This is a genomic window from Rhizobium sp. R634, from assembly GCF_002211305.1.
GTDB lineage: Bacteria > Pseudomonadota > Alphaproteobacteria > Rhizobiales > Rhizobiaceae > Rhizobium.
On sequence record NZ_LOKW01000005.1, the window covers coordinates 94,221 to 120,599 of the forward strand.

A 26,379-nucleotide genomic window follows, 5' to 3' on the forward strand; every position below is an offset into this window, starting at 1 on the left:
CCCTCCCGCCGTTCGTTCAACCATTTCGGGTGCACCCATGTCTGTTTTAAGCCTTTTCCGTTTGAGCACCGCTCTCGTCTGCCTGGTTTCGATCGTCCCGTCGCTTGCTGCCGCCGATCAGGCCACGGCGGCAAAGGCGCCTTACGCCGAGACCGGAAATACCAACAAGCGCGGTGACGCCTGCTTCTCGACTGTCGACACCAACGCCGCCGTTCACCTTCTCTCGGGCTTTCTGGAAGTCTGGACCCCGCGCACGCCCTTCGTCGATGCCGGCGTCGAGGCGCCTGCCAAGGACAATTGCCCGGCGGTCGCCAAGACGGATTGGGACGGCATTCCCTTCAGCAAGACCGACGGCCAGATCGTCAACAAGCTCGTCCATGACGCGAACATCGCCTATTCCGTCAAGGTGACCAAAGCGCGGACGCCCGAGCAGGCCGTTGCCGCCTATCTCGACGACCGGCGCGGCAAGAATGCCAGCATTGTCGACGGCCTCGGCCCTCTGACGGATGCCTGGAAGGCCGGTTCCAAGCAGACCACCACGATCACCGAGGTGGCGGCCGACGCGACGACGGCCAAATATGACGACAAGGGCAACAATCGCGGCGCCGGCAGCAAGCCGGACACGGAAAACAAAACCGATGCCAATCCCGATATGGGCCTGGCCATCGACTTCATCAACGCCGCAAGCGGTGACGGATCGACGGAGCCTGCCAAGCGCTATTTCAAATATGGCCGTCCGTATCGCTGGAGCCAGGACGTGTCGGTTGTCCCGACGCTCGAGCCCGCCAAGAGCGGCAAGCCGGTCGAGGATGGCGGCTTCCCGAGCGGACATACGGCGGAAGCCTGGCGCGATGCGCTCGCCATGGCCTATCTCGTGCCGCAGCGCTTCCAGGAAATGATCACGCGCGCCAGCGAACTGGGTGAGGATCGCATCCTCGCCGGCATGCATTCGCCGCTCGACGTGATGGGCGGCCGCATGCTCGGCACCGCCACCGTCGTCTACAACCTGAACAAGGCCGATAATGCCGCGCTGAAGAGCGATGCTTACGCCCAGGCACAGTCGTGGCTGATCGCCAAGTCGGGCGTCCATGATGCGGGCGCGCTCGAAGTTGCCGCCCATGCGGCGCCGCTTGCCGCGGACCGTTTCGCCGATCATGACGCCAATCGAGCCTACGTGCTGCAGCGCCTGAGCTATGGCCTGCCGGCGATCCATCCGACCGATCAGCCGGCCCGCGTGCCGCAGGGCGCCGAAGCGCTTCTCGAAACGCGTCTGCCCTATCTCGATGGCGAGCAGCGCCGCGAGGTTCTGAAGACGACGGCGATCGCCTCGGGCTATCCGCTCATCGACGACGCCGAAGGTTACGGCCGCCTCAACCTGTTTGCCGCAGCCGACGGCTACGGCGCTTTCGACCAGGATGTGACCGTGACGATGGATGCGGAGAAGGGCGGTTTCAATGCGATCGACACCTGGCGCAACGACATCGGCGGCAAGGGCAGGCTGGTGAAGAGCGGCAGCGGTATCCTCGGCCTGTCAGGCGCCAACAGCTATGCCGGCGGCACCGTCCTGGAAGCAGGTGTGCTGGTCGCCGGCTCGTCTTCGGCCTTCGGCACCGGCGGACTGACGGTCAATGGCGGTTCGCTGGTCGTGGCCGCCGACAAGGCGCTGACCGTGGGTGGTGACTATCAGCAGGCCTCCAATGGCGTGGCGAAGCTGGCGCTCGGCGCGGACGGCGCCGGCACCCTTGTCGTCAAGGGCAAGGCGGAGCTCGCGGGCAATCTCGACGTGGCGCTTGCCAACGGCTTCACCCCGGCGTCCGGAACCACGATCGAGATCCTGAAGGCAGGCAACGTCACCGGCAGCTTCGGCAAGTTCACCATTTCCGGCCACAGGGCAAGCCTCTCCTATGGTCCGACATCGGTCACTTTGACGATCGGCGACTGATTTCCGTGTCATAGCTGGAAGGGCATCCCGGCCGCGGGATGCCCTTTGCTTTTCGGCCTGCCCGTTTACCCCCTGCGCCTACGTCATTTTGCGTATGTGTTTTCGCGCTGCAGCACCCGATAGTCCCCTCGGCAACAGTGAATTTCGTTTCCGGCCTGTTGCGGAACAAAGAGGGGATCAACCAAATGAATCTCAAATCCATTCTTACCGGCGCAGCACTCGGCGCCGTCATGGCGGCTTCGGCCGCTTTCCACAGCGCGGTCGCTGCCGATGACACCATCAAGGTCGGCGTGCTGCATTCGCTCTCCGGCACGATGGCGATTTCCGAAACCACGCTGAAAGACGCCATGCTGATGCTCATCGACGAGCAGAACAAGAAGGGCGGCCTTCTCGGCAAGAAGCTCGAGGCCGTCGTCGTCGATCCGGCTTCCGACTGGCCGCTCTTTGCCGAAAAGGCGCGCGAGCTGATCGAAAAGGACAAAGTCGCCGCCGTCTTCGGCTGCTGGACGTCGTCCTCGCGCAAGTCCGTCCTGCCTGTTTTCGAAGAGCTGAACTCGCTGCTCTTCTATCCGGTGCAGTATGAGGGCGAAGAATCCTCGCGCAACATCTTCTACACGGGTGCGGCTCCGAACCAGCAGGCGATTCCGGCCGTCGACTACCTGATGAACACCGAGGGCGTGAAGCGCTTCGTGCTCGAAGGCACCGACTACGTCTATCCCCGCACGACCAACAAGATCCTCGAAGCCTATCTCGAATCCAAGGGCATTCCGAAGGAAGACATCCTCGTCAACTACACGCCCTTCGGCTTCTCCGACTGGCAGACCGAGGTCGCCAAGATCAAGGAATTCGGCTCTGCCGGCAAGAAGACCGCCGTCGTCTCGACCATCAATGGCGACGCCAACGTGCCCTTCTACAAGGAACTCGGCAACCAGGGCATCAAGGCAACCGATATCCCCGTCGTCGCCTTCTCGGTCGGCGAAGAAGAGCTTGCCGGTCTCGACACCAAGCCGCTCGTCGGCCATCTCGCCGCCTGGAACTACTTCGAGTCCGTGGAAAGCCCGGCCAACAAGAAGTTCATCAAGGAATGGCATGCGTTCACCAAGAACGACAAACGCGTGACCAACGACCCGATGGAAGCCGCCTATATCGGCTTCAACGCCTGGGTGAAGGCCGTTCAGGCCGCCGGCACCACCAACACCGATGCCGTTCTCGACAACATCATCGGCGTCACCGTTCCGAACCTCTCCGGCGGCTATGCCACCGTCATGCCGAACCACCACATCACCAAGCCGGTGCTGATCGGTGAAATCCAGGCCGACGGCCAGTTCGAAATCGTCCAGCAGACGCCGGCCGTCGTCGGTGACGAATGGTCGGATTACCTGCCGGACTCCAAGGACCTGATCTCCGATTGGCGCAAGCCCCTCAACTGCGGCAACTTCAATGTCGCGACCGGCAAGTGCGGCGGCAAGGGCTCCTGAGGAAACTCTCGATCCGTTGACAGCCTGAAGACTTCCGTCCGGAGCCGATCCGGGCGGAAGCTCCGTCCTTACCGCTGCGCCTGTAGGCCGGCGACAATCGAGGCGAGAGAGAAGATGTTTCGCGCCATCAAGATTTTTCTTCTGACATTTTGCCTGATGCTTTCCGGCCTGACGCTCCCGACGGCTGGCCTTCGCGCCCAGGACGACGTGCACGCCCTTGTCGATGCGCTCGGCGTCGGCGGCTTTCCCGAGCGTGACGCGGCCATCCGGGCGCTCGTCGCTTCCGGGGATTCGCATGTCAGTCAGATCCTGCAGCGCTTGAGCGACGGCCAGCTCTACGTCAATTCGGAAGGCGGTCCCGTTCTCGTGCAGGGCGGCACGGAGGACGAACCGACTTATTCCGATCCGATCACCGGCGAGGCGGTCGCCGACATCGACCCCGACATGATGTCGAAGGTCAAGATCAACAATGCGCTGCGCACCACGATCACGACGATGATGAGCCAGCTGACGCTTCTGAGCCCGGATCGTTCCGCGCGGCTCGCAGCGGCCGAAGGCATGCTCAAGGACGCCGATCCCGCCAATCTCGATCTCCTGAATTCGGCTCTTTCGAGCGAGAAGGACGGTGAGATCAAAAACACGATGGAAGCGGCGCGCGCCGTGATGGTGCTGAAGAGCGACGCCGGCATCGAGGAGAAGAAGGCCGCGATCGATACGATCGCCGCGCGCGGCGGCCGCGATGCGCTGACGATCCTGTCGACGGCGATGGCGACCGCGCCTGACGATCTGAAGCCGGCGATCCAGGCGGAGATCGACTCCATCAACCGCGATCTCGCGCTTTGGGATGTCGTCCAGAACGTCTGGTACGGCCTGTCGCTCGGCTCCGTGCTGCTGCTTGCGGCCATCGGCCTTGCCATCACCTTCGGCGTCATGGGCGTCATCAACATGGCGCATGGCGAGATGGTGATGATTGGCGCCTATACGACCTATGTCGTGCAGGAAACGATCGCCTCGGCCTTTCCCTCGCTGGCCGATTATTCGCTGGCCTTCGCGGTGCCGGCCGCCTTCCTCTTCACCGGCCTCGTCGGCCTGGTGATCGAACGTTCGGTGATCCGCTATCTCTATGGCCGGCCGCTGGAGACGCTGCTCGCCACCTGGGGTGTTTCGCTGATCCTGCAGCAGGCGATCCGCAGCTATTTCGGCCCGACCAATCGCGAGGTCCGCAATCCGAGCTGGATGTCCGGCGCTTTCGATTTCGGCGGGCTCGTCATCACCTGGAACCGGCTCTGGATCATCGTCTTCGCGATGGTCGTGTTCCTGACGCTCTTGATGCTGCTCAAGCGCTCCGCCTTTGGCTTGCAGATGCGGGCGGTGACGCAGAACCGGCGCATGGCCTCCTCCATGGGCATCCGCACCGGCTGGGTCGACGCCTTCACCTTCGCGCTCGGCTCCGGCATTGCCGGCATGGCGGGTGTGGCACTCTCGCAGATCGACAACGTCTCGCCGAACCTCGGCCAGAACTACATCATCGACAGCTTCATGGTCGTCGTCTTCGGCGGCGTCGGCAATCTCTGGGGCACGCTGGTCGGCGCCTTGTCGCTCGGCGTCGTCAACAAGTTCCTCGAGCCCTTCGCCGGCGCCGTGCTCGGCAAGATCCTGGTGCTCGTCCTCATCATTCTCTTCATCCAGAAGCGTCCGCGCGGGCTCTTCGCACTCAAAGGAAGGGCGGTGGAAGCATGATAACGGCCTTCCTTCTCCGGTCTCTCGATCGCAGGATCTCTGTCGCCGTCGCGCTGCTGTTGGCGGTCGCCATTCTGGTGCCCGTCTTGAACCTCGCGACCGGCCCGAGCCATCCGCTGCACATCCCGACCTATATCATGGCGCTGTTCGGCAAGTATCTGACCTATGCGCTGCTGGCGCTGGCGCTCGATCTCGTCTGGGGTTTTTGCGGCATCCTCTCGCTCGGCCACGGCGCCTTCTTCGCGCTCGGCGGTTATGCGATGGGCATGTATCTGATGCGGCAGATCGGCTCACGCGGCGTCTACGGCGATCCCATCCTGCCCGACTTCATGGTGTTCCTGAACTGGAAGGAGCTGCCCTGGTTCTGGTACGGCTTCGATCAGTTCTGGTTCGCGGCGCTGATGGTGCTCCTCGTGCCCGGCCTGCTCGCCTTCGTCTTCGGGTGGTTCGCCTTCCGCTCGCGCGTCAACGGCGTCTATCTCTCGATCATCACCCAGGCGATGACCTATGCTCTGCTGCTTGCCTTCTTCCGCAACGACATGGGATTCGGCGGCAATAACGGCATGACCGATTTCAAGGACATCCTCGGTTTCAACATCCAGGCGGACGGCACGCGCGCCAGTCTCTTTGCCGCGACCGCTATCTTCCTGGCGCTGTCGCTGACGATCGCGTCTGCAATCGTGCGGTCAAAGTTCGGCAAGGTGCTAGTTGGCGTGCGCGATGCTGAAAGCCGCACGCGCTTCCTCGGCTACCGCGTCGAGCATTTCAAGCTCTTCACCTTCGTCGTCTCGGCGATGATGGCGGGTATTGCCGGCGCGCTCTACGTGCCGCAGGTCGGCATCATCAATCCCGGCGAATTCGCGCCGGCAAACTCCATCGAGGTTGTAATCTGGACGGCCGTCGGCGGGCGGGGAACGCTGATCGGGCCGATCATCGGCGCGATCCTCGTCAATGGCGGCAAGACGATCTTCACTGGCCTGTTCCCGGAGTTCTGGTTGTTTGCTCTCGGCGGTCTCTTCGTCGCCGTGACGCTGTTCCTGCCGAAGGGCGTCGTCGGCACGATTTCGCACTATCTCGGCAAGCGGAAGATCGTGTCCGAACGTGCGCCGCCGCCGGCGCGGGAAGAAGGCATCGAGCCGAAAATCCAGGCAGCGGAGTGAAGCCCATGATCCCCGACGTCAAACCCACCAGCGTTCTCTATCTCAGCGGCGTCTCCGTTTCATTCGACGGCTTCAAGGCGCTGAATTCGCTCTCGATCGTCATCGAGCCCGGCGAGCTTCGCGCCATCATCGGCCCGAACGGCGCCGGCAAGACGACGATGATGGACATCATCACCGGCAAGACTAGGCCCGACGAGGGCGAGGTGTTCTTCAACGGCACCATCGACCTCACCAAGAAGGACGAGGCCGATATCGCTCAGCTCGGTATCGGCCGCAAATTCCAGAAGCCGACGGTCTTCGAAAGCCATACGGTCTGGGACAATCTGGAGCTGGCGCTGAACCGCCGCCGCGCGGTGTTTTCGACGCTGTTCTACCGGCTTTCGGGCGAGGACAAGGCACGCATCGAGGAAATTCTCGAAACGGTGCGGCTGACGCACCGGCGCGACGAACTGGCCGCCAACCTCTCGCATGGGCAGAAGCAGTGGCTGGAGATCGGCATGCTGCTCGCCCAGGAGCCGAAGCTACTGCTCGTCGACGAGCCGGTGGCCGGCATGACCGATGCCGAGACGGCGGAGACGGCGATCCTGCTCAAGGACATCGCCAAGACCCGGTCGGTCGTCGTCGTCGAACACGATATGGGTTTCATCCGCGACCTCGGCGTCAAGGTGACCTGCCTTGCGGAAGGCTCGGTGCTGGCGGAAGGATCGATCGATTTCGTCAGTTCCGATCCGAAGGTGATCGAGAACTATTTGGGACGGTGAAGAATGCAACTTCCAGGCTTGAACCTGACAGGAGAAGACGCTCTAAAACGGGCGGGTTTTATTGTGGGGTTTCATCATGGCTTTTCTCGGCATTCTGGTCGTGGCGATCAGCGGCGCGGCCGTCTGGTATTGGCGTTTGAAAATGATGCGTGAGGCGGGAAGCGAGATCATCGATTCCGTCGAGCGGATGCGGGGCGCCTATAAGCGCGGAAAGCTTCGCAAGCAGGCGGAGGCAGCGCCGATGGCTTCCATCGCCGATCCGGCGATTGCTGCGGTTGCCTTCTTCTTCTGCCTCGCCCAGGAGAAGCCGATGTATCTGGATACGGCGAAAGACGTCATCCGCAACCGAATGAAAGGCATCATCCGGCCTGAAGACATGGAGGAGGTGCTGGTTTTCGGTGAGTGGGCATCCAAGAACGTCACCAGTCCCGAAGATCCGATCCGCCGGTTCCGGGATCTCTGGATCAAGGCGCTCGACATGCAGGAGCGCCAGCAACTGATCGGCATTGCCGAGGATGTGGCCGCGGCCGGCGGCGAAAGAACGACCGAACAGGAATACGCCCTGCAGATGCTGAGGCGCGGCTTGATGAACTGATGGGGAATGGGTGAACGGATGCTGACAGTCGATAACGCAAACCTGCATTATGGCGCCGCCCAGGCGCTGCGCGGCATCTCCATCAAGGCGGAGATGGGCAAGATCACTTGCGTGCTGGGGCGCAACGGCGTCGGCAAGAGTTCGCTTCTGCGCGCGGTCACCGGCCAGCACCCGCTATCGGCCGGCACCGTTACCTTCAACGGCACCAAGCTCAACGGCCTGCCGCCCTTTGCCCGTGCCAAGCAGGGCATCGGCTACGTGCCGCAGGGGCGTGAAATTTTCCCGCTGCTGACGGTCAAGGAAAATCTCGAAACCGGTTTTGCGCCCCTCGGCCGCCGCGACCGCAACATACCCGATGATATCTTCAGCCTCTTCCCGGTGCTGAAGTCGATGCTGTCGCGGCGCGGCGGCGATCTCTCCGGCGGGCAGCAGCAGCAGCTGGCGATCGGCCGGGCGATGGTGACGCGGCCGAGGATACTGGTGCTCGACGAGCCGACCGAAGGCATTCAGCCGTCGATCATCAAGGATATCGGCCGGGCGATCCGTTACCTGCGCGACTCCACGGGCATGGCGATCCTGCTCGTCGAGCAATATCTCGATTTCTGCCGGGAACTTGCCGACTATGTCTACATCATGGATCGCGGCGAGATCGTGCATGAAGGACTGGCCGAGACGCTGGATACGCCGGAGGCCCGCCGTCATCTGACCGTCTGACCGGCAGCTGCCGCTTTTTACGGCAGGCGGCGCAATGCTTTGCCATCTCCCGCGCCGGCTGGCGGTCTTCGCAGGCGGCATGGGAATTGCTTCCTTTCCGTCATCTGCGCGATTGAATGGAAGCGGCGGCGCGAGCGAAAGGAACGATATGACGATTGTGGCGACAGCCACGCGACCGCAAAGAGCGGAAGGACGCGGGCATCTGGCAGCAAAACTGCTCGACGGCCGTACGCGCATCCGTGAGCTCTATCAGGAGGGGGCGGCGAAGATCCGCCTGCCGGATACGTTCGATGCCTCGATGGAAGCCGTCATCATCAACACCGCCGGCGGGCTGACCGGCGGCGACCGGATGGACTGGAGCGTCGTTGCCGGCGCCGGCACGAAGATCGACGTCACCACCCAGGCCTGCGAAAAGATCTACAAGGCCTCGGCCGGCGTCGCCGAGGTGACGACCCGGATCGAAGCGGGGGCAGGAGCGCGTGTCGACTGGCTGCCGCAGGAAACCATTCTCTTCGACCGGGCAGCACTCTTCCGCCGGCTCGATGTCGATCTCGACGACACTGCCGAATTTCTGGCGGTCGAAGCCGTGCTGCTCGGCCGCAAGGCGATGGGCGAGATGGTGGACACCGGGCTTTTCCGCGACCGCTGGCGCATCCGCCGCTCGGGCCGGCTGATCCATGCCGAGGAACTCAGGCTTTCCGAGGCTGTTGCGGCGCTCTCAGCGCGCCAGGCGGTGCTCGGCGGGCAGGTGGCTTTTGCGACGCTGCTTTATGCCGGGCCGCTGGCGGAAGCCTATCTCGGCAGAGTCCGGCCCCTCGTCGAGGGGGTGATGGGCGGCGCAAGCGCCTGGAGCGACAAGCTGGTCGTTCGCCTTGCGGCGGCCGACGGCTTCACGCTGAGAAAAATCCTGATCCCGGTCATTTCCGCCTTGCGCAATGGTGCGCCTGTGCCGAAAGTCTGGAATCTCTAAAGCGAAGCAGATGGGCAAGCAATGAACCTCACTCCGAGAGAAAAAGACAAGCTGCTGATTTCCATGGCGGCGATGGTGGCGCGGCGGCGGCTGGAGCGCGGCGTCAAGCTGAACTATCCCGAGGCGATCGCTTTGATCAGCGACTTCGTCGTCGAGGGCGCCCGCGACGGCCGCCCCGTCGCCGAACTGATGGAGGCCGGCGCCCATGTGATCAGCCGCGATCAGGTGATGGAAGGCATTGCCGAGATGATCCACGACGTGCAGGTCGAGGCGACATTCCCCGATGGCACCAAGCTCGTCACCGTGCACGAACCGATCAGGTGAGGAAATAGAATGCTGGAACTCAGACCCAATTGCGAGTGCTGCGACAAGGATTTGCCGCCGGAGAGCATGGAGGCGCGGATCTGCACCTATGAATGCACCTTCTGCGCCGATTGCGTGGACAATGTGCTGAATGGCGCCTGCCCGAATTGCGGCGGCAATCTCGTCGCAAGGCCCATCCGGCCAGCGGCCATGCTCGCCAAACATCCGGCGTCGACGAAACGCGTGCTGAAGGCCGAGGGCTGCGCGCCCAGGGCAGCTTGAGGAGAACGAGATGATTCCGGGCGAAATCATTGCCGCAAGCGGCGACATCGAACTCAATGCCGGCGCGCCGACGGTGACGCTGGAGGTTTCCAATACGGGCGACCGGCCGGTGCAGGTCGGCAGCCACTATCATTTCGCCGAGACCAATGCCGGCCTCTCCTTCGACCGCGCGGCCGCGCACGGTAAGCGGCTCGATATTCCCTCGGGAACGGCGGTGCGTTTTGAGCCGGGGCAGACGCGCTCGGTGACGCTGATCCCGCTTTCCGGCAAGCGAGAGGTCTACGGCTTTCGCCAGCTGGTGATGGGCAAGCTTTAGAACAAGGGGAGAGATTCATGCGTTTGAATATCTTCCTCATCGGGGCGGCGATGCTGCTGACGGCAGGTCACGTCTCCGCCCAGGATATCGATTGCCAGAACCCCAAGACGCAATCGGACATGACCTCTTGCGAGGTGGCGCGTCACGATGCTGCCGACAAGGCGCTGAACGAGCAATACAAGAAGACCCGCGCCGCCATGGTGGCGATCGACAAGGATCTCGACGGCGACATGAAGGGCGCGGAAAAGGCGCTGGTGAAAGCGCAGCGCGCCTGGATCGATTACCGCGACGCCCAATGCGACGCCTTCGGCTTTCAAGCCCGCGGCGGCACGATGGAGCCGATGCTGGTTGCCGGATGCCTGGCGGAAGAGACGGACAAGCGCACCAAGGAGCTGAAAGAGCTCGAAGAAACGATGGGCAACTAAGGTGATCAGGAAGATCGTGATCGTCGGCAACGGCGAGGTTGGAGAGAGAGAGGCAGGCATCATCGATGCGGCCGATTTCGTCATCCGCTTCAACGATTGCCGCTCCTACGGCGCCGGCGGCAGCCGCACGGACGCCGTCGCGGTCTGCAATACCGGACGGCCGGCAAAGGCGATGCTCGGCTCGCCGGAGTGGCGCGCTCATCCCGGCATCGTCTCGGCCCGCGAAATCTGGAGCGTGCGCGATCCGGAGAAATTCGCCGCGATGCGGGCGCCGCTTGCCGTCTCACATCCGGAACTCGACGATTTCTGCGACGATTATACGGAGGCGTTCGGCGCCTTCTGCGCGGAGACCGGCAAGAGGCATGTGGTGATCGACAAGTCGGTCCACGAGGCCGTCGATGCTTCGCTTTCGGCCTTTGCGCCCGCGCCCTATGTCGTGCCGAGCAGCGGCATGATCGTCATCGCCGAGGTGCTCAGCAAATATGCCGAGGCAGAGGTGGCGCTGGCCGGCTTCGGTCATGCCGGCTGGGAATGGCACCCTTTTGCCGCCGAACGGCAGCTTGTCGATGGTTATATTGCCGCTGGCCGCCTCAGGCGGCTCGGCGGAAAGATGCTAGAACAGGATGATTTTAGGCCCGGTTGGCCTAAAATCTGAATCCTGTTCTAAATTAAAGAGTTAGAGCATGATGTCGTCCGAAAACCGCACACACTTTTCGGCATCATGCTCTGTCTCTTCCTCCTACGGAGCCTGATGGATGCCCTATAAGATCTCGCGCGCCGCCTATGCCGGCATGTTCGGACCGACCACCGGCGACAAGGTGCGCCTTGCCGATACGGAGCTCTTCATCGAGATCGAGAAGGATTTCACCACTTATGGCGAGGAGGTGAAGTTCGGCGGCGGCAAGGTGATCCGCGACGGCATGGGCCAGAGCCAGGTGACGCGGGCGGACGGCGCGGTCGATACCGTCATCACCAATGCGGTGATCGTCGATCATTCCGGCATCTACAAGGCCGATATCGGCCTCAAGAACGGGCGCATCGCGGCGATCGGCAAGGCCGGCAATCCCGATATGCAGCCCGGCGTCAATATCATCGTCGGCCCGGGCACGGAGGCGATCGCCGGCGAAGGCAAGATCGTCACAGCGGGCGGCATGGACAGCCATATCCACTTCATTGCGCCGCAGCAGATCGAGGAAGCGCTGATGTCGGGCATGACCTGCATGCTCGGCGGCGGCACGGGACCGGCACACGGCACGCTTGCCACCACCTGCACGCCCGGTCCCTGGCATCTCCAGCGTATGATCGAGGCGGCGGATGCTTTCCCGATGAACCTCGCTTTTGCCGGCAAGGGCAATGCTTCGCTGCCGGGGGCGCTGACCGAGATGGTATTGGCCGGCGCCACCTCGCTGAAACTGCACGAGGACTGGGGCACGACGCCGGGTGCGATCGACTGCTGCCTGTCGGTCGCCGACGACTATGACGTGCAGGTGATGATCCACACCGATACGCTGAACGAAAGCGGCTTCGTCGAGGATACGATCGGCGCCATCAAGGGCCGCACCATTCATGCCTTCCATACCGAGGGTGCCGGCGGCGGGCACGCGCCCGATATCATCAAGATCTGCGGCCAGCCGAATGTCATCCCTTCCTCCACCAATCCGACGCGGCCCTATACGGTCAATACGATTGCCGAGCATCTCGACATGCTGATGGTCTGCCATCACCTGTCGCCGTCGATCCCCGAGGATATCGCCTTTGCCGAAAGCCGCATCCGCAAGGAGACGATCGCCGCCGAAGACATATTGCACGATATCGGCGCTTTCTCGATCATCTCCTCCGACAGCCAGGCCATGGGCCGCGTCGGCGAAGTGGCGATCCGCACCTGGCAGACGGCCGACAAGATGAAGCGCCAGCGCGGCCGGCTGCAGGAGGAAAAGGGCGACAACGACAATTTCCGCGTCCGCCGCTACATCGCCAAATACACGATCAACCCGGCAATCGCCCATGGCCTCAGCCATGAGATCGGCTCTGTCGAGATCGGCAAGCGCGCCGACCTCGTGCTCTGGAACCCGGCTTTCTTCGGCGTGAAGCCCGACATGGTGCTGCTCGGCGGCTCGATCGCGGCTGCACCCATGGGCGATCCGAACGCCTCGATCCCGACGCCGCAGCCGGTGCACTACCGGCCGATGTTCGCCTCCTACGGCAAGAGCCTCACCAACTCCTCCGTCACCTTCATCAGCCAGGCCTCGCTTGATGCCGGCCTGAAGGGAAGGCTCGGCGTCGCCAAGGAACTGGTGGCGGTGAAGAACACGCGCGGCGGCATTTCCAAGGCATCGATGATCCACAACGACCTGACGCCGGAGATCGAAGTCGATCCGGAGACCTATGAGGTCAGGGCGAATGGCGAGTTGCTGACCTGCGAGCCGGCGACGGTGCTGCCGATGGCGCAGCGCTATTTCCTGTTCTAGGCCGATCATCCGTGCGGGCCGGACGTCTCCGATGAAAACAGGCATCCGCTGGCTGTTGCGGATCGTATTGCTGCTCGTCGCTCTGGCGACGGCCGGAACCATCATTCCCCGGCCGCTGTTTGCCCCGGTCAAGGCCTCGTCCGCGGCGGCGACGCAGCGGATTCTGCTTCTGTCGGGACCGATCCATACCGATATTGCCATTCCGCTCGACGAGGAAACACGGGCCGCATTTTATTTCCTCGACGATCCCGGCTTTCCGCTCGGCCATCCGAATGCGGAATGGCTCGTCGTCGGCTGGGGCGGCCGCGCCTTCTATCTGGAAACGCCGACCTGGTCGGAGCTGAAGCCGCTGCCGGTGCTGCGGGCGCTGACGATCGACCGCTCGGTGCTGCATGTGGATCTCGCCGGCCACATCACCGAGCCGCAGCCGGCCGTGATGGCCTTTGATATCGATAGCAATCAACTGGCGCGGCTGCGCAGCTTCATGTTGGACAGTTTCGTCCGCAACGAGGGAGAGATCGCGCCGATCCGGAATGCAGGTTACGGCGAAATCGACCGGTTCTTCGAGGCCAAGGGATATTTCAACGCGCTCTTCGGCTGCAACACCTGGACTGCCGCAGCACTGCGCTCGGCCGGGCTTCGAACCGGCTTATGGAATCCGCTTCCACAATCATTGCGATTATCTCTCGGTGTCTACAATTGACGCAGCCGCGGGCCAGTCCTGACGTAAACGCAATTGTGAACGGTCCACCCCGTCTGGTTGTAAAAATCGATGGGGAAACCTGTGTTTTCCACAGGTAAACCATTCTGGAACAGGCCTGGGGTCCAGCCCAGAAAAATCTTTTAATATCAATTATCTCACTGTCTCCCCCCCTTGTCCGATTCAGGGATCGGGTGCTTGCATCCCCTGCTAGAAAAAATCTGCACGCCAAATCGTCCAAAACCATTCGAATTTTAACGAGTCGATTAAGACACCCGCAGCAATTGGCCTCTTATCAATGCCTTGAAACGCCGGGCAGGAAGGTCGATTCTCATGAGAAACTGGATGTCGCTGCAGGCCGATTTCGGCAATTTTCAATATCGCAGGAACGTCTATGTCTTTGCGTTGAAGATGAGCTTTCTTGCCGTCATTCTCTCAGGCGCCATCATGGCGCTGACGATACCGCCGCTCGGCTTTTTCGGGCTGCTGCCGGTGAACCTTCTGCATGCGATCGGCTTCGGCGCCGTCTTTTCATGGCTCGTCGGCGGCACGGTTTCCGGCGTACTGTCGCTGGCGACGGGGTTTACGATGCGCGAGCTGACACTGTCGCGGGCGGAATTCGAAAAGCTGAGCCGCACCGATACGCTCTCCGGCCTCTTGAACCGGCGCGCCTTCACGGAGGCGCTGGACAGGATCGAAGGGGATGCTTCGCTCGTCATTTTCGATGTCGATCGCTTCAAGGCGATCAACGACCGTTTCGGCCACGCCTGCGGCGACGCCGTCATCACGGCGGTCTCGGCGGTGCTGACCTCCGCCTTCGATGAGTTCTCCGTCGTTGCGCGGCTGGGCGGCGAGGAATTCGGCGTCATCGTTTCCGGCGAACCGCTGGAAGCACGGCTCGAGCGGATCGAGGCGGTGCGGGCGAGGCTCGCCGGCGGGCCGATCCTGGCGGAGGGGCACAATATCGCCATCACCATTTCCGGCGGCGTGGCCGATCTCGTCGCCGGGCGCAACAAGCAGCAGGTCTATGCCTTGGCCGACCGGGCGCTCTATCTCGCCAAGGCGCTCGGGCGAAACCGGGTCGTCCACGAGCGGGAAGGGCTGCATCATGCCTGGCACGGGCTTTCCGAAAACAGTCCCGACGCCGAGAGCCGGGGGCAGGGGAGCGACAACGTGATGCAGGCCTACGGAATATAAAAGCTGCAAGCCCGACCATTGGTGCTTGCATCGGAAAGGGCTATTTTGCATGGTCGTCGTCTCAGCAAAGTGGACATATCATGCAGCGCGTCACCTCCTATCTTCCCGCCGGAACCCCTTCTTCCCATCCGACCGCCCAGGTCAAGCTGCCGCATGACCTGCGGCATCTGCGCCGCAAGCTCCTGCATCTGGAGAATGGCGAGATGGTCATGCTCGACCTCAAGGATCCGGTGCTTTTCGCCAATGGCGACCTGCTCGTGCGCGAGGACGGCGAACTGATCGAGATCCTTGCGGCCGACGAGAAGCTCTTCGAAATTCGCGGACGCGACCGCATGCATCTCATCGAGCTCGCCTGGCATCTCGGCAACCGCCATCTGGCAGCCCAGATCGAGGAAGACCGCATCGTCATCCTGCGCGACCATGTCATCCGCTCCATGCTGCAGGGCCTCGGCGCCACCGTGCTCGATATTGAGGAGCCCTTCCAGCCGGCGCGGGGAGCCTATCATTCCCATGGTGGGCATTCGCACGATCACGGACATGCCCACCACGATCACGGGCATGACCATAAACACGATCACGGCCATGACCATGGCCATGTGCATGGGCCGGGCTGCGATCATGACCATGATCACGACCACGACCACGGACATCACGGCCACAAGCACGACTGAAGCAGATGACTGGGGGTCGTGAACTGCAGGCATTGCTGCGCCTGGCGGCATGGCTTTCGCCGGCCTTTCCGGTTGGCAGTTTTGCCTATTCGGGCGGGCTGGAGCGGGCGGTGGCCGATGGGCTCGTCTGCGATGCGGTCTCGCTGGCTGCGTGGATCGGCACGCTGATCGAACACGGTTCGGCCTGGAACGATTCCGTGCTTCTGGCCGAAAGCCACAGGCAGCAGGCAGATCCAGCGCGCCTTGCCGAAATCGCGGCACTCGCCGAGGCGCTTGCCGGATCGCGCGAACGCCATCAGGAAACCATGCTGCTCGGCGACGCCTTCCTCGCGGCGGCGCGGGCCTGGCCGGACGACGTTTTCGACAGGTTGCCTGATAAGGCTGCTTATCCGATCGCGGTCGGAGCGGTTGCGGGCGCGCATGGCATTGGGCTTGAGAAGGTGATTGCGATCTTCCTGCATGCCTATGCCTCGCAGGCCGTTTCGGCGGGCATCCGCCTCGGCGTCACCGGACAGAGAGATGGTGTTGCCGTCCTTGCCGGCCTTGAGGAGCAGATTGCGGAGGCCGCCCGGCGGGCTGCGGGCTCGACGCTCGACGATCTCGGCTCGGCCGCCATACAGGCCGATATTGCCAGCCTGCGCCATGAGACGCAGGCGACGCGGCTCTTCCGCTCGTGAAAGATTATAGCAGCACCTGCGTCATTTGACGGTGGCGCGCGCCGCCGGCGTCGCTATCATCGGGATCCTATTGGAGTGCAACAGATGAAATCAAGAAACGGACCTTTGCGCGTCGGCATCGGCGGGCCGGTCGGCTCGGGCAAGACGGCGCTGACGGAAAAGCTCTGCAAGGCGATGCGCGACGACTATTCCGTCGCCGTCGTCACCAACGACATCTATACGACCGAGGATGCCGAGGCGCTGGTGCGCATGCAGGCCCTGCCTTCCGACCGCATCGTCGGCGTGGAGACGGGCGGCTGCCCGCATACCGCCATTCGCGAGGATGCGACGATCAATCTTCAGGCGATCGCCGGGCTCAACGAGCGCATTCCCGACCTCGACGTCGTCTTCATCGAATCCGGCGGCGACAATCTGGCGGCGACCTTCTCGCCCGATCTTGCCGATATCACCATCTATGTCATCTCCGTCTGCCAGGGCGAGGAAATCCCGCGCAAGGGCGGACCCGGCATCACCCGCTCCGATCTGCTCGTCATCAATAAGAAGGACCTGGCGCCGCATATCGGCGCCGATCTAGAAGTAATGGACCGGGATGCGACGCGGATGCGTGCGAGCCGCCCCTTCGTGTTCTCCGACATGAAGCGGGGCGACGGCGTCAGCTCAATCGTCAGCTTCCTGAGGGAGCAGGGCGGGCTCTGAGGGTCAGACACCTCTCGCCGACGGCGGCGAGGGCGGTAAAACGAAACGGGCCGGGAGATATCGCTCCCGGCCCGTTTTGTTTCTCGAGGTGTTGCTCACTCAGCTGCGAACGGCGGCAGGCGAAGCACGTTGGTGTCGTTGGCGCTCTTGCGCTTGCTTTCCGGCTTTTCGATCGCGGTCAGACGCTCGTCCAGCGCGTCGATATCGCTGCGGTTCTCGCGGGTCACGCGGGTGAGATCCTCGCGCGACAGCGGCAGCTCCTCCTCATCCTTCCTGCCGACCATGCGTCCGAACATCCAGCCGAGCAGGCGGGAGAGATCGTCCATGATGAGGAAGAAGGAGGGCACGACGACGAGCGACAGCACGGTCGAGACGATGATGCCGCCGATCACGGCGATCGCCATCGGCGCGCGGAACGAGCCGCCTTCGCCGACGCCGAGCGCCGACGGCAGCATGCCCGCCGACATGGCGATCGAAGTCATGATGATCGGGCGGGCGCGCTTGCGGCCGGCCTCGACCATGGCCTCGACGCGGCCCATGCCCTGGTGGCGCATCTCGATCGCGAAATCGACGAGCAGAATGGCGTTCTTGGTGACGATGCCCATCAGCATCAGGATGCCGATCATGACCGGCATGGACAGCGGGTTGCTGGTGATGATCAGGCCCGCCGCGACGCCGCCGATGGCGAGCGGCAGCGAGAACAGGATGGTGAAGGGCTGGATCACGTCCTTGAAGAGCAGGATCAGCACTGTCAGCACCAAGAGGAGGCCCATCAACATGGCGTTGACGAAGCTCTGCTGCATCTCGGTTTGCACCTTGGTGTCGCCGCTTTCGGCAAGGTGCACCGTGGCCGGAATGTTGGCCGCGTTGACGATCTCGCGGAAGCGGGCCGAAGCCGTATCGAGCGCCACGCCCTGCGGCAGGTCGGAGCCGATCGAGACGACACGGTTGCGGTTGTTGCGCTTGATCGAGCTGACGCCTTCCGAGTAGTCGATATTGGCGACGCTCGAGAGCGGAACGGTGCCACCGCTGGCGGTCTGGATCTTCAGCGCCCGGAGGGCCGCAAGATCGCGGCGCATGTCGAGCGCTGCCTGGACGCGGATCGGGATCTGGCGATCGTCGAGCGAGATCTTGGCAAGTGCCGCATCGACATCGCCGATGGTGGCGACGCGGATCGTCTCGGAGATCTGTTGCGGCGTGATGCCGAGGCGGGCAGCCTCATCCTTGCGCGGATAGACCTGCAGTTCCGGACGGGGCAGGGCCCCATCGGCGCTGACATTGGCGAGCAGCGGGTCGGCGCGGAGCTTCGATTCCAGAATGCCGACGGCGTCGTTCAGGTCCTTCTCGTTCTTGGACAGGAAGTTGAAGGAGAGGTCGCGCTCGCCGCGGTCGTTGAGTTTCAGGATATGAACGTCGGGAATGTCGCGCAGCTTGGCGAAGACTTCCTTTTCAATATCCCACTGCGGGCGCTCACGGCCATGAACCTCGACCTTCGGCAGCATCGGTCCGATGACGGGAATGGCGCCGAAGACGTCGTTGACCACCTTCTTGATCAGCGACTGGTCGAGCTTGTGAAGCGCAAGCGTGATGGTGGCGCGGCGCAGTTCGAGATCTCCCTTCGGCGACGCGCCGCCGAGGACGAAGACGCTTTCGACGCCGTTGATGTCCTTGACCCTGTCGTAGATCGACTTTGTCGTCTTCTCGGTGTCGTCAAGCCGCGCATTGGGCGGCAGCTCGACGGAGAGAACGATACGCGAGGCGTCCTCGGGCGGCAAGAAACTGCCGGGAACCTTCATCAGCAGGAAAACGGAGCCGACGAGGAAGCCGATCGCCGCAAGCAGCGTCAGGTATCGCGAATATTTGTGCCCGGTCGTGCCGCGTATCAGGCGGGTGTAACCCTTCATCAGCAGGCTATCATTGTCGTGATGGTCTTCCATGCCGTCTTCGGCGCGCATGAGATAGGCGGCCATCATCGGGGTGATGAGGCGCGCCACCATTAGCGAGAAGAAGACGGAGAAGGCGACCGTCAGGCCGAACTGTATGAAGTACTGGCCCGGAATGCCCGGCATGAAGGAGACCGGCACGAAGACGGCGATGATGGTGAAGGTGGTGGCGATGACCGCGAGGCCGATTTCATCGGCGGCCTCGATCGCCGCCCGATAGGGCGTCTTGCCCATCTTGATGTGGCGGGCGATGTTCTCGATTTCCACGATCGCGTCGTCGACCAGAATACCGGTTGCCAGCGTCAGGGCGAGGAAGCTGACGAGGTTCAGCGAGAAGCCCATCAGGTCCATGACCCAGAAGGTTGGGATCGCCGAGAGCGGCAGTGCGATCGCCGAGATCAGGGTCGCGCGCCAGTTCCGGAGGAACAGAAGGACGACGATGACGGCGAGAAGCGCGCCTTCGAGCAGCGTGTGGATGGCGGCTTCGTAGTTGCCGTAGGTGAAATAGACCGAATCGTCGATCAGTTCGATCTTCACGTTCGGGTTTTCGCTCCTGACCTTTTCGAGGCTCTGCGCCACGGTTTCGGCGACGCTGACTTCGCTGGCGCCCTTCGAGCGGAAGACGCCGAAGGTGACGACTGGGGTGTCGTTGAAGCGCGAGAAGGATTTCGGCTCCTCGTAAGTGTCCTTGATGACGCCGAGATCCGACAGCTTGACGAAGCGGCCGTTCGGCAGCGCAATCGTCGTATCGGCAAGTTCGGCGACGTTGCGGGCGTCGCCGAGAACGCGGATCGCCTGTTCGCTGCCCGCCACCTGGCCGCGGCCGGAACCGAGGTCGATGTTGGTGCCGCGCAGCTGCTCGTTCACGCTCGCAGCGGTGATGCCGTAAGCATCGAGCTTGCCGGGGGTGAGCTCGATGCGCACTTCGCGCTCCGCGCCGCCGTAACGGTCGACGCGGCCGATGCCGGCCTGGCCCTGCAGGGCGCGCTTGATCGTATCGTCGACGAACCAGGAGAGTTCTTCGAGCGACATGTCGGGCGAGGAGACGGCGAAGCTCTGGATCGCCTGGCCCTCGACGTCGACCTTGGTGACGATCGGGGTTTCTGCCGTCGCCGGCAAGTCGCTGCGAATGCGGTCGATCGCGTCCTTGACGTCCTGCACGGCCTGTTCCGTCGGCACTTCCATGCGGAACATGACATTGGTCTGCGAACTGCCGTCGGTGACAGTCGACTGGATTTCGTCGATGCCGGTGATGGAGGCGATCGCGTCTTCGATCTCCTTCGTCACCTGCATTTCGAGTTCGGCCGGCGAAGCGCCGCTCTGCGTCACGCTGATCGAAACGAGCGGTACGTCGATGTTCGGGAAACGCGTGATCGGCAGCTTGTTGAAAGACTGCATGCCGATGAAGATCAGCAGGCAGAAGGCCAGGAGCGGCGCGATCGGATTTCGAATGGACCAGGCTGAAAAATTCATCGGATGGTCTCTTTAGTTGGAGGCCGCAGGCTGTTCACGCACTGGCGTAATGCGGTCGCCGTCGCGGACATAGGCGCCCGCCTTGGCCACGACCTCGTCCCCGGTCTTCAGTCCGTCGACGATCTCCACATAGGCGCCGTCCTGTATGCCGGTTTCGACCTTGGCAAATTTCACCACGCCGTCCTCGACCTTGCGGGCCGACGAGCCTTCGTTGCCCGTGAGCACCGCGGTCAGCGGCAGCGATACGCCCTCGGTCTCGCGGACGATGATTTCGGCGCTGCCATACATGCCGGAGCGCGCCTTGCTGTCATCGTCGATGGAGATATGGACGAGGCCGAGGCGGGTGCTCGGATCGACGGTCGGAGACACCAGGCGCACGGCGCCGGAAAGCTTTTCGCGGCTGCCGGAAAGCGAAATCGTCGCCTTCTGGCCGGCGACGATCCTGACGATGTCGCTTTCGGCGACTTCGGCCACGAGCTCGATATCGCCGTCGCGGATGATCGTGAACAGCGGATCGCCGTTGCCGGCGGCAATGGCGCCGACCTTGGCATTCTTTGCCGAAACCACGCCGGCAACCGGCGTCTTCACGTCGGTGCGAGCGAGTTTCAGATCGGCATCGGCGATCTGGCTGTCGAAGACTTTGAGATCGGCCTCGGCGACTTCGATCGCCTGTTCGGCGGAGACGACGCGGGCATTGGCGGCGGCGGCGGTCGCATCGGCCTGCTCGACCTGAGCGGTGGAAACCGTGCCCTTCTTGCCCATTTCCTGGGAGCGGGCCTGCTGCTGCCTTGCCTGTTCGGCATTGGCCTGCGCCTCGATGAGCTGGGCGCGCAGCTGGGCGAGGCTTGCCTCGCCCTTGGCCTTGGTCGCCATCATCTGGCTCTTTTCCAGGATCAGCGCGTCGTCGTTGAGTGTCGCCAGCGTGCTTTCGGCCTGAACCTTGTCACCGACATCGGCTTTCAGGGTGCGGATCGAGAGGCCTTCGACCTGAGGCTGGATATAGACTTCCTCGACTGGCTTGACCGTTCCGGTGCCGATGACACGATCGACAAGCGTGCGGTTCACTGCCGTGGTGACGACGATCGCCGGCAGGTTCTGCTGCGGCTTTGCGACCGGCGCTTCCTCGGAAAATGCGGTGGATGCAGCGAGCGCGGCTGCAAAAAGGGTGGATGCGCCTAGAATTCTGGTCGGCTTGCGTGCCATGCGTTTTCGTCCAATCTTATGATAAGGTTAGCCGAATTCGCGCGTCTGCCATCGAGCTCGCGACTAGGCCACTGCCTTTCCTGCATTCTCAGGGGTATCCGCACATTATTTGCCGTCTTCTTCCCTCGTCGGCAAATCGGCCTCTAATTGGTATCGATTTGCGCGATATGCAAGGCCGGCAGAAAACAATTCCCCATGAGCCGATAATAATTACCATCAGAACCTGAATCAATCACTGCAGGGTTATGTGAACATTACGATGATTGATCCTGCCTCTCTCTAAAGCACGTCACATCGAATCTGATCCATGCGATGGGCTTCGCCTCGTTGTTTTGCATGCATCTCGCGTCTCGAACCGCCGCAGATGTCGGGCGGTTTATATCAATGACGTTTCAGGCTCTAGAAATGCTACAGTCGCAAGACATTTTTTTGTCAACGGGAAAAATGCGGAACGCGCGGGGAGATCTCCCCGCGCGTTCGCTTCAAAATCCCGGCCGCGCTTACTTGGAAGCGGCGTCGGTGATTTCGTGCGTCCAGGCGCCCGAGGGCTCCTTGCTGATGATCTTCTGGTCGAGCAGCGCCTTTGCCGTGCGGGCATAAAGCGCCTCGTCCAGCTTGCCGGAGCCATCGCCGACGAGCTTGGCGACTTCGCCCATCATGCGCTTCTGATGGTTCTCGTCCTGGCCGCCATTGTCCAAAACGATCTCGGCGGCTTCATCGGGATTCTCGGTCGCATATTTCCAGCCTTTCATCGAGGCGCGGACGAATTTGACCATTTTCTCCTTGAAGGCCGGATCCTTCAGCTTGTCCTCCATGGCGTAGAGGCCGTCTTCCAGGAGGTCGTTGCCCATTTCCGTATAGTTGAACACCGTCAGTTCTTCCGGCTTGAAGCCGGCGTCGATCGCCTGCCAATATTCGTTATAGGTCATGACGGAGATGCAGTCGGCCTGCTTCTGGACGAGCGGTTGCACGTCGAAGCTCTGCTTCAGCACGGTGACGCCATTTGCGCCGCCATCGGTCGAAAGGCCGAGCTTGTTCATCCAGGCGAAAAAGGGATATTCGTTGCCGAAGAACCAGACGCCGAGCGTGTGGCCCTTGAAATCGGCCTCGGTCTTAACCGGGCCGTCCTTGCGGCAGATCATTTCCAGGCCTGACTTTTGATAGGGCTGGGCAATGTTGATGAGGGGAACACCCTTTTCGCGGGCAACCAGGGCGCCGCCCATCCAGTCGACGATGACATCGGCGCCGCCGCCGGCGATGACCTGCTCAGGAGCGATATCCGGACCGCCCGGCTTGATCTCGACGTCGAGGCCTTCTTCCTTATAGAAGCCCTTGTCCTTGGCGACATAATACCCGCCAAACTGGCTCTGCGTGACCCATTTCAGCTGCAGAACCACCTTGTCGGCAGCCATCGCGTGGGCGGCTGCGAGCGACATGGCGCTCGCCAACATTGCAACCATCAACTTTTTCATTTTCTTGTCCTTACCCTCTGAAGTTATGCCCGAACCCCATTTGCGAAGCCCGCGCGCGCCTAGCCACCACGGATAGACGGATGCCAGAATGTCACCGCCCGTTCCGTCAGGGCGATGATGCCATAGAAGATCGAGCCGGCCAGCGCCGCGACGGCGATTTCCGCCCAGACCATGTCGACGTTCATGCGGCCGATCTCGGTGGAGATGCGAAAGCCCATGCCGACGATCGGCGTCCCGAAGAATTCCGCAACGATGGCACCAATCAACGCCAGCGTCGAGTTGATCTTCAGTGCGTTGAAGATGAAGGGCATGGCCGCCGGAAGCTTGAGCTTGAGCAGCGTCTGCCAGTCGCTCGATGCATAGGTGCGCATCAGGTCGCGCTCCATGCTGCCGGAGGCGGCAAGGCCTGCGACGGTGTTCACCAGCATCGGGAAGAAGGTCATGATGATGACGACGGCGGCTTTCGACGGCCAGTCGAAGCCGAACCACATGACCATGACGGGGGCGATGCCGATGATCGGCAGGGCCGACACCATGTTGCCGATCGGCAGCAGGCCGCGGCGCAGGAAAGCGACGCGGTCGGCCAGCACCGCGACGACGAAGCCGCTGAGGCAGCCGACGATATAGCCGATCAGCACCGCCTTGAAGATCGTCTGCCTGACGTCGTCGCCGAGGATCGGCAGGGAAGCCATGATGCGCGCGCCGATGGCGCTCGGCGGAGGCAGCAGGATGAAGGGCACGCCGGCGCCGCGGGTGATCGCCTCCCAGAGGATCAGGATCCAGGCGCCGAAGATCGCCGGGATCAGCAGCTGCAGCGCCGACTTGCCGAATGTGGTCAGCGGCTGCAGCTTCGAAAGCTCCGTGACGCAGCGCCAGGCAAGCAGCCAGGAGGCGAAGAGCAGCAGGAAGAAAGCGCGGGTCGCCAGGCCTTCGTTGCCGGACAGCGTCGACAGCAGCATCCAGGCGGCGCCATGCGCGCCGATGAACAGAACGGTGGCGCGGTAAGCCGGCGGCTGCGGCGCGAAAGACAGGAGAGCAGCCGCGGCGACCGTGATGAAGATGAGGCTTGCCGTGCCGTCGGTTAGGGGATTGGCTGCGCCCTCGGCCACAAGCGGCAGGCTCATCAGAGCCGCGAGACAGAGGAGCAGGGCAACCGTGCCTTGCCAGGAGAAGGTCAGATGTCTCATGCCGGCCTCCCGCCCATGGCGCGATCGACGATCTTCGCCGCAAGGCCGACAATCGCGACCAGAACGCCCGCCAGCAGCGATCCGGCGACGAGGGCCGCCCAGATATCGATGGTCTGGCTGTAATAGGAGCCGGCGAGCAGCTTCGACCCGATGCCGGCGACGGCGCCCGTCGGCAGCTCACCGACGATGGCGCCGACGAGGCTTGCGGCGATCGCGACCTTCATCGAGGTGAAGAGGAAGGGGATCGAGGCCGGAACGCGCAGCTTCCAGAAGGTCTGCATCGGGCTGGCATTATAGGTGCGCATCAGGTCGAGATACATGATTTCGGGCGAGCGCAGCCCCTTCACCATGCCGACGGCGACGGGGAAGAAGGAAAGATAGGTGGAGATCAGCGCCTTGGAGACGAGGCGGGAGGCGTCGGAATCGAGGTTCAGAAGATGTGCGAGCGCATTGTCGCCAGTCAGGACGTTATAGGAGATGATGACGATCATCGGCGCGATGGCGAGGATCGGGATCGTCTGGCTTGCCACCAGCCAGGGCATGAGCGAGCGGTCCATGGCGCGGTTGTGCACGATCAGCACGGCAAGAAGGATGCCGAGCAGCATGCCGAAACCGAAGCCGAGCAGGGTGGAGGAGAGCGTCACCCAGCTGTGGTAGACGAGGCTGCGGCTGCTCGTCAGGCTGCGCAGGACGGTGTTCTCATAGACGTTTTGCGCCACCTGATGCGGCGCCGGAAGGATCGGTTTCGGCTGCGCCAGCGTCTTGCCGATGAATTCCATCGTCGTCGGCGTGACGCCGGCGCGGCTGTCCATGTCGCGCTGGAACGGCGCGTTCATCAGCACGGCGGCGACATACCAGATGGCGATCAGGAGGAGCAGGATGGCGGTGACGGGGACGATCTTGTCCTTGAGGGTGTCGGGTTTCATAGGGTCTGCCCCCAGGTATTGGCGCTGAGGGCGCAGCTACCCCCCTCTGCCCTGCCGGGCATCTCCCCCACAAGGAGGGAGATCGGCAAGAGGATAGCGCGTCGGTCCCCAATGCTCCGACGCTGGATCAGGGGGCTTTGATTGTTTGGGGAAGCCGTTTCGGCATATCGATCTCCCCCCATGTGGGGGAGATGCCCGGCAGGGCAGAGGGGGGTAACCCTCGGACTCAACCGCCTAAACCTCATGGCTGTGCCCCGTCCTCAGCCCGTCGCGGACGCGGTGGGCGATTTCCAGGAACTCGGGGGTGTCGCGGATGTCGAGCGGGCGTTCGGCCGGGAGCGTCGAGTCGATCACGTCGGTGACGCGGCCCGGGCGCGGCGACATCACCACGATCTTGGTCGAGAGATAGACCGCCTCGGGGATGGAGTGAGTGACGAAGCAGATCGTCTTGTTGGTGCGGGCCCAGAGCTTCAGCAGCTCTTCGTTCAGATGGTCACGGACGATTTCATCAAGCGCGCCGAAAGGCTCGTCCATCAGCAGCAGGTCGGCATCGAAGGCGAGTGCGCGGGCGATCGACGCGCGCTGCTGCATGCCGCCGGAAAGCTGCCAGGGGAATTTCTTCTCGAAACCGGAGAGCCCGACGAGATCGAGCGCTTCGGCGATCCGCCTCGTCCGATCGGCGCCGCCATAACCCATGATCTCCAGGGGCAGGGCAATGTTGTTTTCGATGGTGCGCCAGGGATAGAGCGCCGGCGCCTGGAAGACATAGCCATAGGCGCGGGCCTTGCGGGCCTGTTCCGGCGTCATGCCGTTGATCGAGATTTCGCCCGAGGTGCTCTTTTCGAGGTCGGCGATGACGCGCAGGAAGGTCGTCTTGCCGCAGCCGGACGGACCGATGAAGGAAACGAAATCGCCCTTGCGCACATCGAGATTGACATCGCTCAGCGCCCGCACCGGGCCGTCATTCGCCTGGTAGGTGAGACAGAGATCCTTGGCGGATACGACGGAGGGTGCTTGCATCAATGCGACCGATCTTGTTTTCGCCGCCGGGAGGCGGTTTGCATGTTACCATCGCCGCAG

24 protein-coding genes and 1 pseudogene are annotated in these 26,379 nt (G+C 62.6%); 19 read left to right on the forward strand and 6 right to left on the reverse strand.

Annotation, left to right across the window (positions count from 1 at the left end):
* Nucleotides 1–37 precede the first annotated feature (37 nt).
* The 19 genes and pseudogenes from ATY77_RS08680 (at nt 38) to ureG (ending at nt 17,095) form a co-directional block, all read left to right on the forward strand.
* Nucleotides 38–1,942, forward strand: coding sequence for a phosphatase PAP2 family protein (locus ATY77_RS08680; protein WP_088686985.1), 1,905 nt, complete (start codon nt 38–40; stop codon nt 1,940–1,942).
* 185 nt (nt 1,943–2,127) lie between these two features.
* Complete coding sequence (urtA, locus tag ATY77_RS08685) at nt 2,128–3,420, forward strand: urea ABC transporter substrate-binding protein (RefSeq protein WP_088686986.1); 1,293 nt, start codon at nt 2,128–2,130, stop codon at nt 3,418–3,420.
* Nucleotides 3,421–3,534: 114 nt separating this feature from the next.
* Complete coding sequence (gene urtB / locus ATY77_RS08690) at nt 3,535–5,160, forward strand: urea ABC transporter permease subunit UrtB (protein ID WP_088686987.1); 1,626 nt, start codon at nt 3,535–3,537, stop codon at nt 5,158–5,160.
* A pseudogene (gene urtC / locus ATY77_RS08695) lies at nt 5,157–6,221 on the forward strand (urea ABC transporter permease subunit UrtC); the annotation flags it as partial. The gene urtB and the pseudogene urtC, both read left to right, overlap by 4 nt.
* 104 nt (nt 6,222–6,325) lie before the next feature.
* Nucleotides 6,326–7,081, forward strand: coding sequence for an urea ABC transporter ATP-binding protein UrtD (gene urtD, locus ATY77_RS08700; protein WP_088686989.1), 756 nt, complete (start codon nt 6,326–6,328; stop codon nt 7,079–7,081).
* A gap of 76 nt (nt 7,082–7,157) precedes the next feature.
* Nucleotides 7,158–7,676: a hypothetical protein gene (locus tag ATY77_RS08705; protein WP_088687103.1), complete on the forward strand. Its 519-nt coding sequence runs from the start codon at nt 7,158–7,160 to the stop codon at nt 7,674–7,676.
* 18 nt (nt 7,677–7,694) lie between these two features.
* Nucleotides 7,695–8,390, forward strand: a complete 696-nt coding sequence (gene urtE / locus ATY77_RS08710; protein WP_088686990.1) for an urea ABC transporter ATP-binding subunit UrtE — start codon at nt 7,695–7,697, stop codon at nt 8,388–8,390.
* Nucleotides 8,391–8,538: 148 nt separating this feature from the next.
* The gene (locus tag ATY77_RS08715) at nt 8,539–9,360 is read left to right on the forward strand and encodes an urease accessory protein UreD (protein WP_088687104.1); all 822 of its coding nucleotides are present in this window, start codon (nt 8,539–8,541) and stop codon (nt 9,358–9,360) included.
* Nucleotides 9,361–9,381: 21 nt separating this feature from the next.
* Nucleotides 9,382–9,684, forward strand: a complete 303-nt coding sequence (locus tag ATY77_RS08720) for an urease subunit gamma (protein WP_007816043.1) — start codon at nt 9,382–9,384, stop codon at nt 9,682–9,684.
* A 9-nt stretch (nt 9,685–9,693) separates the two neighbouring features.
* Nucleotides 9,694–9,945 (forward strand): DUF1272 domain-containing protein, encoded by a 252-nt coding sequence (locus ATY77_RS08725; protein WP_088686991.1) that lies wholly within the window; start codon nt 9,694–9,696, stop codon nt 9,943–9,945.
* A 10-nt stretch (nt 9,946–9,955) separates the two neighbouring features.
* Nucleotides 9,956–10,261 carry an urease subunit beta gene (locus tag ATY77_RS08730; protein WP_010014268.1) on the forward strand — a complete coding sequence of 102 codons (306 nt, stop codon included), beginning with the start codon at nt 9,956–9,958 and terminating at the stop codon, nt 10,259–10,261.
* A 17-nt stretch (nt 10,262–10,278) separates the two neighbouring features.
* Complete coding sequence (locus ATY77_RS08735) at nt 10,279–10,686, forward strand: lysozyme inhibitor LprI family protein (RefSeq protein WP_088686992.1); 408 nt, start codon at nt 10,279–10,281, stop codon at nt 10,684–10,686.
* 16 nt (nt 10,687–10,702) lie between these two features.
* Nucleotides 10,703–11,341 carry a Urease operon accessory protein gene (locus tag ATY77_RS08740; protein WP_190237608.1) on the forward strand — a complete coding sequence of 213 codons (639 nt, stop codon included), beginning with the start codon at nt 10,703–10,705 and terminating at the stop codon, nt 11,339–11,341.
* A gap of 100 nt (nt 11,342–11,441) precedes the next feature.
* Nucleotides 11,442–13,154 (forward strand): urease subunit alpha, encoded by a 1,713-nt coding sequence (gene ureC / locus ATY77_RS08745; RefSeq protein ID WP_088686994.1) that lies wholly within the window; start codon nt 11,442–11,444, stop codon nt 13,152–13,154.
* A 31-nt stretch (nt 13,155–13,185) separates the two neighbouring features.
* Nucleotides 13,186–13,857, forward strand: coding sequence for a TIGR02117 family protein (locus ATY77_RS08750; RefSeq protein ID WP_088686995.1), 672 nt, complete (start codon nt 13,186–13,188; stop codon nt 13,855–13,857).
* Nucleotides 13,858–14,187: 330 nt separating this feature from the next.
* Entirely contained in the window at nt 14,188–15,051 is an 864-nt protein-coding gene (locus ATY77_RS08755) for a GGDEF domain-containing protein (RefSeq protein ID WP_088686996.1), read from the forward strand.
* Nucleotides 15,052–15,131: 80 nt separating this feature from the next.
* Nucleotides 15,132–15,722, forward strand: a complete 591-nt coding sequence (gene ureE / locus ATY77_RS08760) for an urease accessory protein UreE (protein ID WP_088686997.1) — start codon at nt 15,132–15,134, stop codon at nt 15,720–15,722.
* Nucleotides 15,723–15,727: 5 nt separating this feature from the next.
* Complete coding sequence (locus ATY77_RS08765) at nt 15,728–16,399, forward strand: urease accessory protein UreF (protein WP_088686998.1); 672 nt, start codon at nt 15,728–15,730, stop codon at nt 16,397–16,399.
* Between the two features lie 84 nt (nt 16,400–16,483).
* Nucleotides 16,484–17,095, forward strand: coding sequence for an urease accessory protein UreG (ureG, locus tag ATY77_RS08770; RefSeq protein WP_088686999.1), 612 nt, complete (start codon nt 16,484–16,486; stop codon nt 17,093–17,095).
* Between the two features lie 95 nt (nt 17,096–17,190).
* On the opposite strand, the gene ATY77_RS08775 is transcribed toward ureG, so the two are convergent.
* The 6 genes from ATY77_RS08775 to ATY77_RS08805 form a co-directional block, all read right to left on the reverse strand.
* The gene (locus tag ATY77_RS08775) at nt 17,191–20,511 is read right to left on the reverse strand and encodes an efflux RND transporter permease subunit (RefSeq protein WP_088672840.1); all 3,321 of its coding nucleotides are present in this window, start codon (nt 20,509–20,511) and stop codon (nt 17,191–17,193) included.
* Nucleotides 20,512–20,523: 12 nt separating this feature from the next.
* Nucleotides 20,524–21,714, reverse strand: a complete 1,191-nt coding sequence (locus ATY77_RS08780; protein WP_088687000.1) for an efflux RND transporter periplasmic adaptor subunit — start codon at nt 21,712–21,714, stop codon at nt 20,524–20,526.
* A gap of 500 nt (nt 21,715–22,214) precedes the next feature.
* Nucleotides 22,215–23,186, reverse strand: a complete 972-nt coding sequence (locus ATY77_RS08785) for an ABC transporter substrate-binding protein (protein WP_088687001.1) — start codon at nt 23,184–23,186, stop codon at nt 22,215–22,217.
* 59 nt (nt 23,187–23,245) lie between these two features.
* Entirely contained in the window at nt 23,246–24,373 is a 1,128-nt protein-coding gene (locus tag ATY77_RS08790) for an ABC transporter permease (protein WP_088687002.1), read from the reverse strand.
* The gene (locus tag ATY77_RS08795) at nt 24,370–25,299 is read right to left on the reverse strand and encodes an ABC transporter permease (RefSeq protein WP_088687003.1); all 930 of its coding nucleotides are present in this window, start codon (nt 25,297–25,299) and stop codon (nt 24,370–24,372) included. The genes ATY77_RS08790 and ATY77_RS08795 overlap by 4 nt, the downstream gene beginning before the upstream one ends.
* Before the next feature lie 234 nt (nt 25,300–25,533).
* A complete protein-coding gene (locus ATY77_RS08805) occupies nt 25,534–26,319 on the reverse strand; it encodes an ABC transporter ATP-binding protein (protein ID WP_088687004.1) in 786 nt (261 codons plus the stop codon).
* Between the last annotated feature and the right edge of the window lie 60 nt (nt 26,320–26,379).

Bases quoted from the DNA above. Each gene is read 5' to 3' on its own strand.
- ATY77_RS08680 (WP_088686985.1), top strand. From the start codon at position 38: ATGTCTGTTTTAAGCCTTTTCCGTTTGAGCACCGCTCTCGTCTGCCTG.
- urtA (WP_088686986.1), top strand. From the start codon at position 2,128: ATGAATCTCAAATCCATTCTTACCGGCGCAGCACTCGGCGCCGTCATG.
- urtB (WP_088686987.1), top strand. From the start codon at position 3,535: ATGTTTCGCGCCATCAAGATTTTTCTTCTGACATTTTGCCTGATGCTT.
- urtD (WP_088686989.1), top strand. From the start codon at position 6,326: ATGATCCCCGACGTCAAACCCACCAGCGTTCTCTATCTCAGCGGCGTC.
- ATY77_RS08705 (WP_088687103.1), top strand. From the start codon at position 7,158: ATGGCTTTTCTCGGCATTCTGGTCGTGGCGATCAGCGGCGCGGCCGTC.
- urtE (WP_088686990.1), top strand. From the start codon at position 7,695: ATGCTGACAGTCGATAACGCAAACCTGCATTATGGCGCCGCCCAGGCG.
- ATY77_RS08715 (WP_088687104.1), top strand. From the start codon at position 8,539: ATGACGATTGTGGCGACAGCCACGCGACCGCAAAGAGCGGAAGGACGC.
- ATY77_RS08720 (WP_007816043.1), top strand. From the start codon at position 9,382: ATGAACCTCACTCCGAGAGAAAAAGACAAGCTGCTGATTTCCATGGCG.
- ATY77_RS08725 (WP_088686991.1), top strand. From the start codon at position 9,694: ATGCTGGAACTCAGACCCAATTGCGAGTGCTGCGACAAGGATTTGCCG.
- ATY77_RS08730 (WP_010014268.1), top strand. From the start codon at position 9,956: ATGATTCCGGGCGAAATCATTGCCGCAAGCGGCGACATCGAACTCAAT.
- ATY77_RS08735 (WP_088686992.1), top strand. From the start codon at position 10,279: ATGCGTTTGAATATCTTCCTCATCGGGGCGGCGATGCTGCTGACGGCA.
- ureC (WP_088686994.1), top strand. From the start codon at position 11,442: ATGCCCTATAAGATCTCGCGCGCCGCCTATGCCGGCATGTTCGGACCG.
- ATY77_RS08750 (WP_088686995.1), top strand. From the start codon at position 13,186: ATGAAAACAGGCATCCGCTGGCTGTTGCGGATCGTATTGCTGCTCGTC.
- ATY77_RS08755 (WP_088686996.1), top strand. From the start codon at position 14,188: ATGAGAAACTGGATGTCGCTGCAGGCCGATTTCGGCAATTTTCAATAT.
- ureE (WP_088686997.1), top strand. From the start codon at position 15,132: ATGCAGCGCGTCACCTCCTATCTTCCCGCCGGAACCCCTTCTTCCCAT.
- ATY77_RS08765 (WP_088686998.1), top strand. From the start codon at position 15,728: ATGACTGGGGGTCGTGAACTGCAGGCATTGCTGCGCCTGGCGGCATGG.
- ureG (WP_088686999.1), top strand. From the start codon at position 16,484: ATGAAATCAAGAAACGGACCTTTGCGCGTCGGCATCGGCGGGCCGGTC.
- ATY77_RS08775 (WP_088672840.1), bottom strand. From the start codon at position 20,511: ATGAATTTTTCAGCCTGGTCCATTCGAAATCCGATCGCGCCGCTCCTG.
- ATY77_RS08780 (WP_088687000.1), bottom strand. From the start codon at position 21,714: ATGGCACGCAAGCCGACCAGAATTCTAGGCGCATCCACCCTTTTTGCA.
- ATY77_RS08785 (WP_088687001.1), bottom strand. From the start codon at position 23,186: ATGAAAAAGTTGATGGTTGCAATGTTGGCGAGCGCCATGTCGCTCGCA.
- ATY77_RS08790 (WP_088687002.1), bottom strand. From the start codon at position 24,373: ATGAGACATCTGACCTTCTCCTGGCAAGGCACGGTTGCCCTGCTCCTC.
- ATY77_RS08795 (WP_088687003.1), bottom strand. From the start codon at position 25,299: ATGAAACCCGACACCCTCAAGGACAAGATCGTCCCCGTCACCGCCATC.
- ATY77_RS08805 (WP_088687004.1), bottom strand. From the start codon at position 26,319: ATGCAAGCACCCTCCGTCGTATCCGCCAAGGATCTCTGTCTCACCTAC.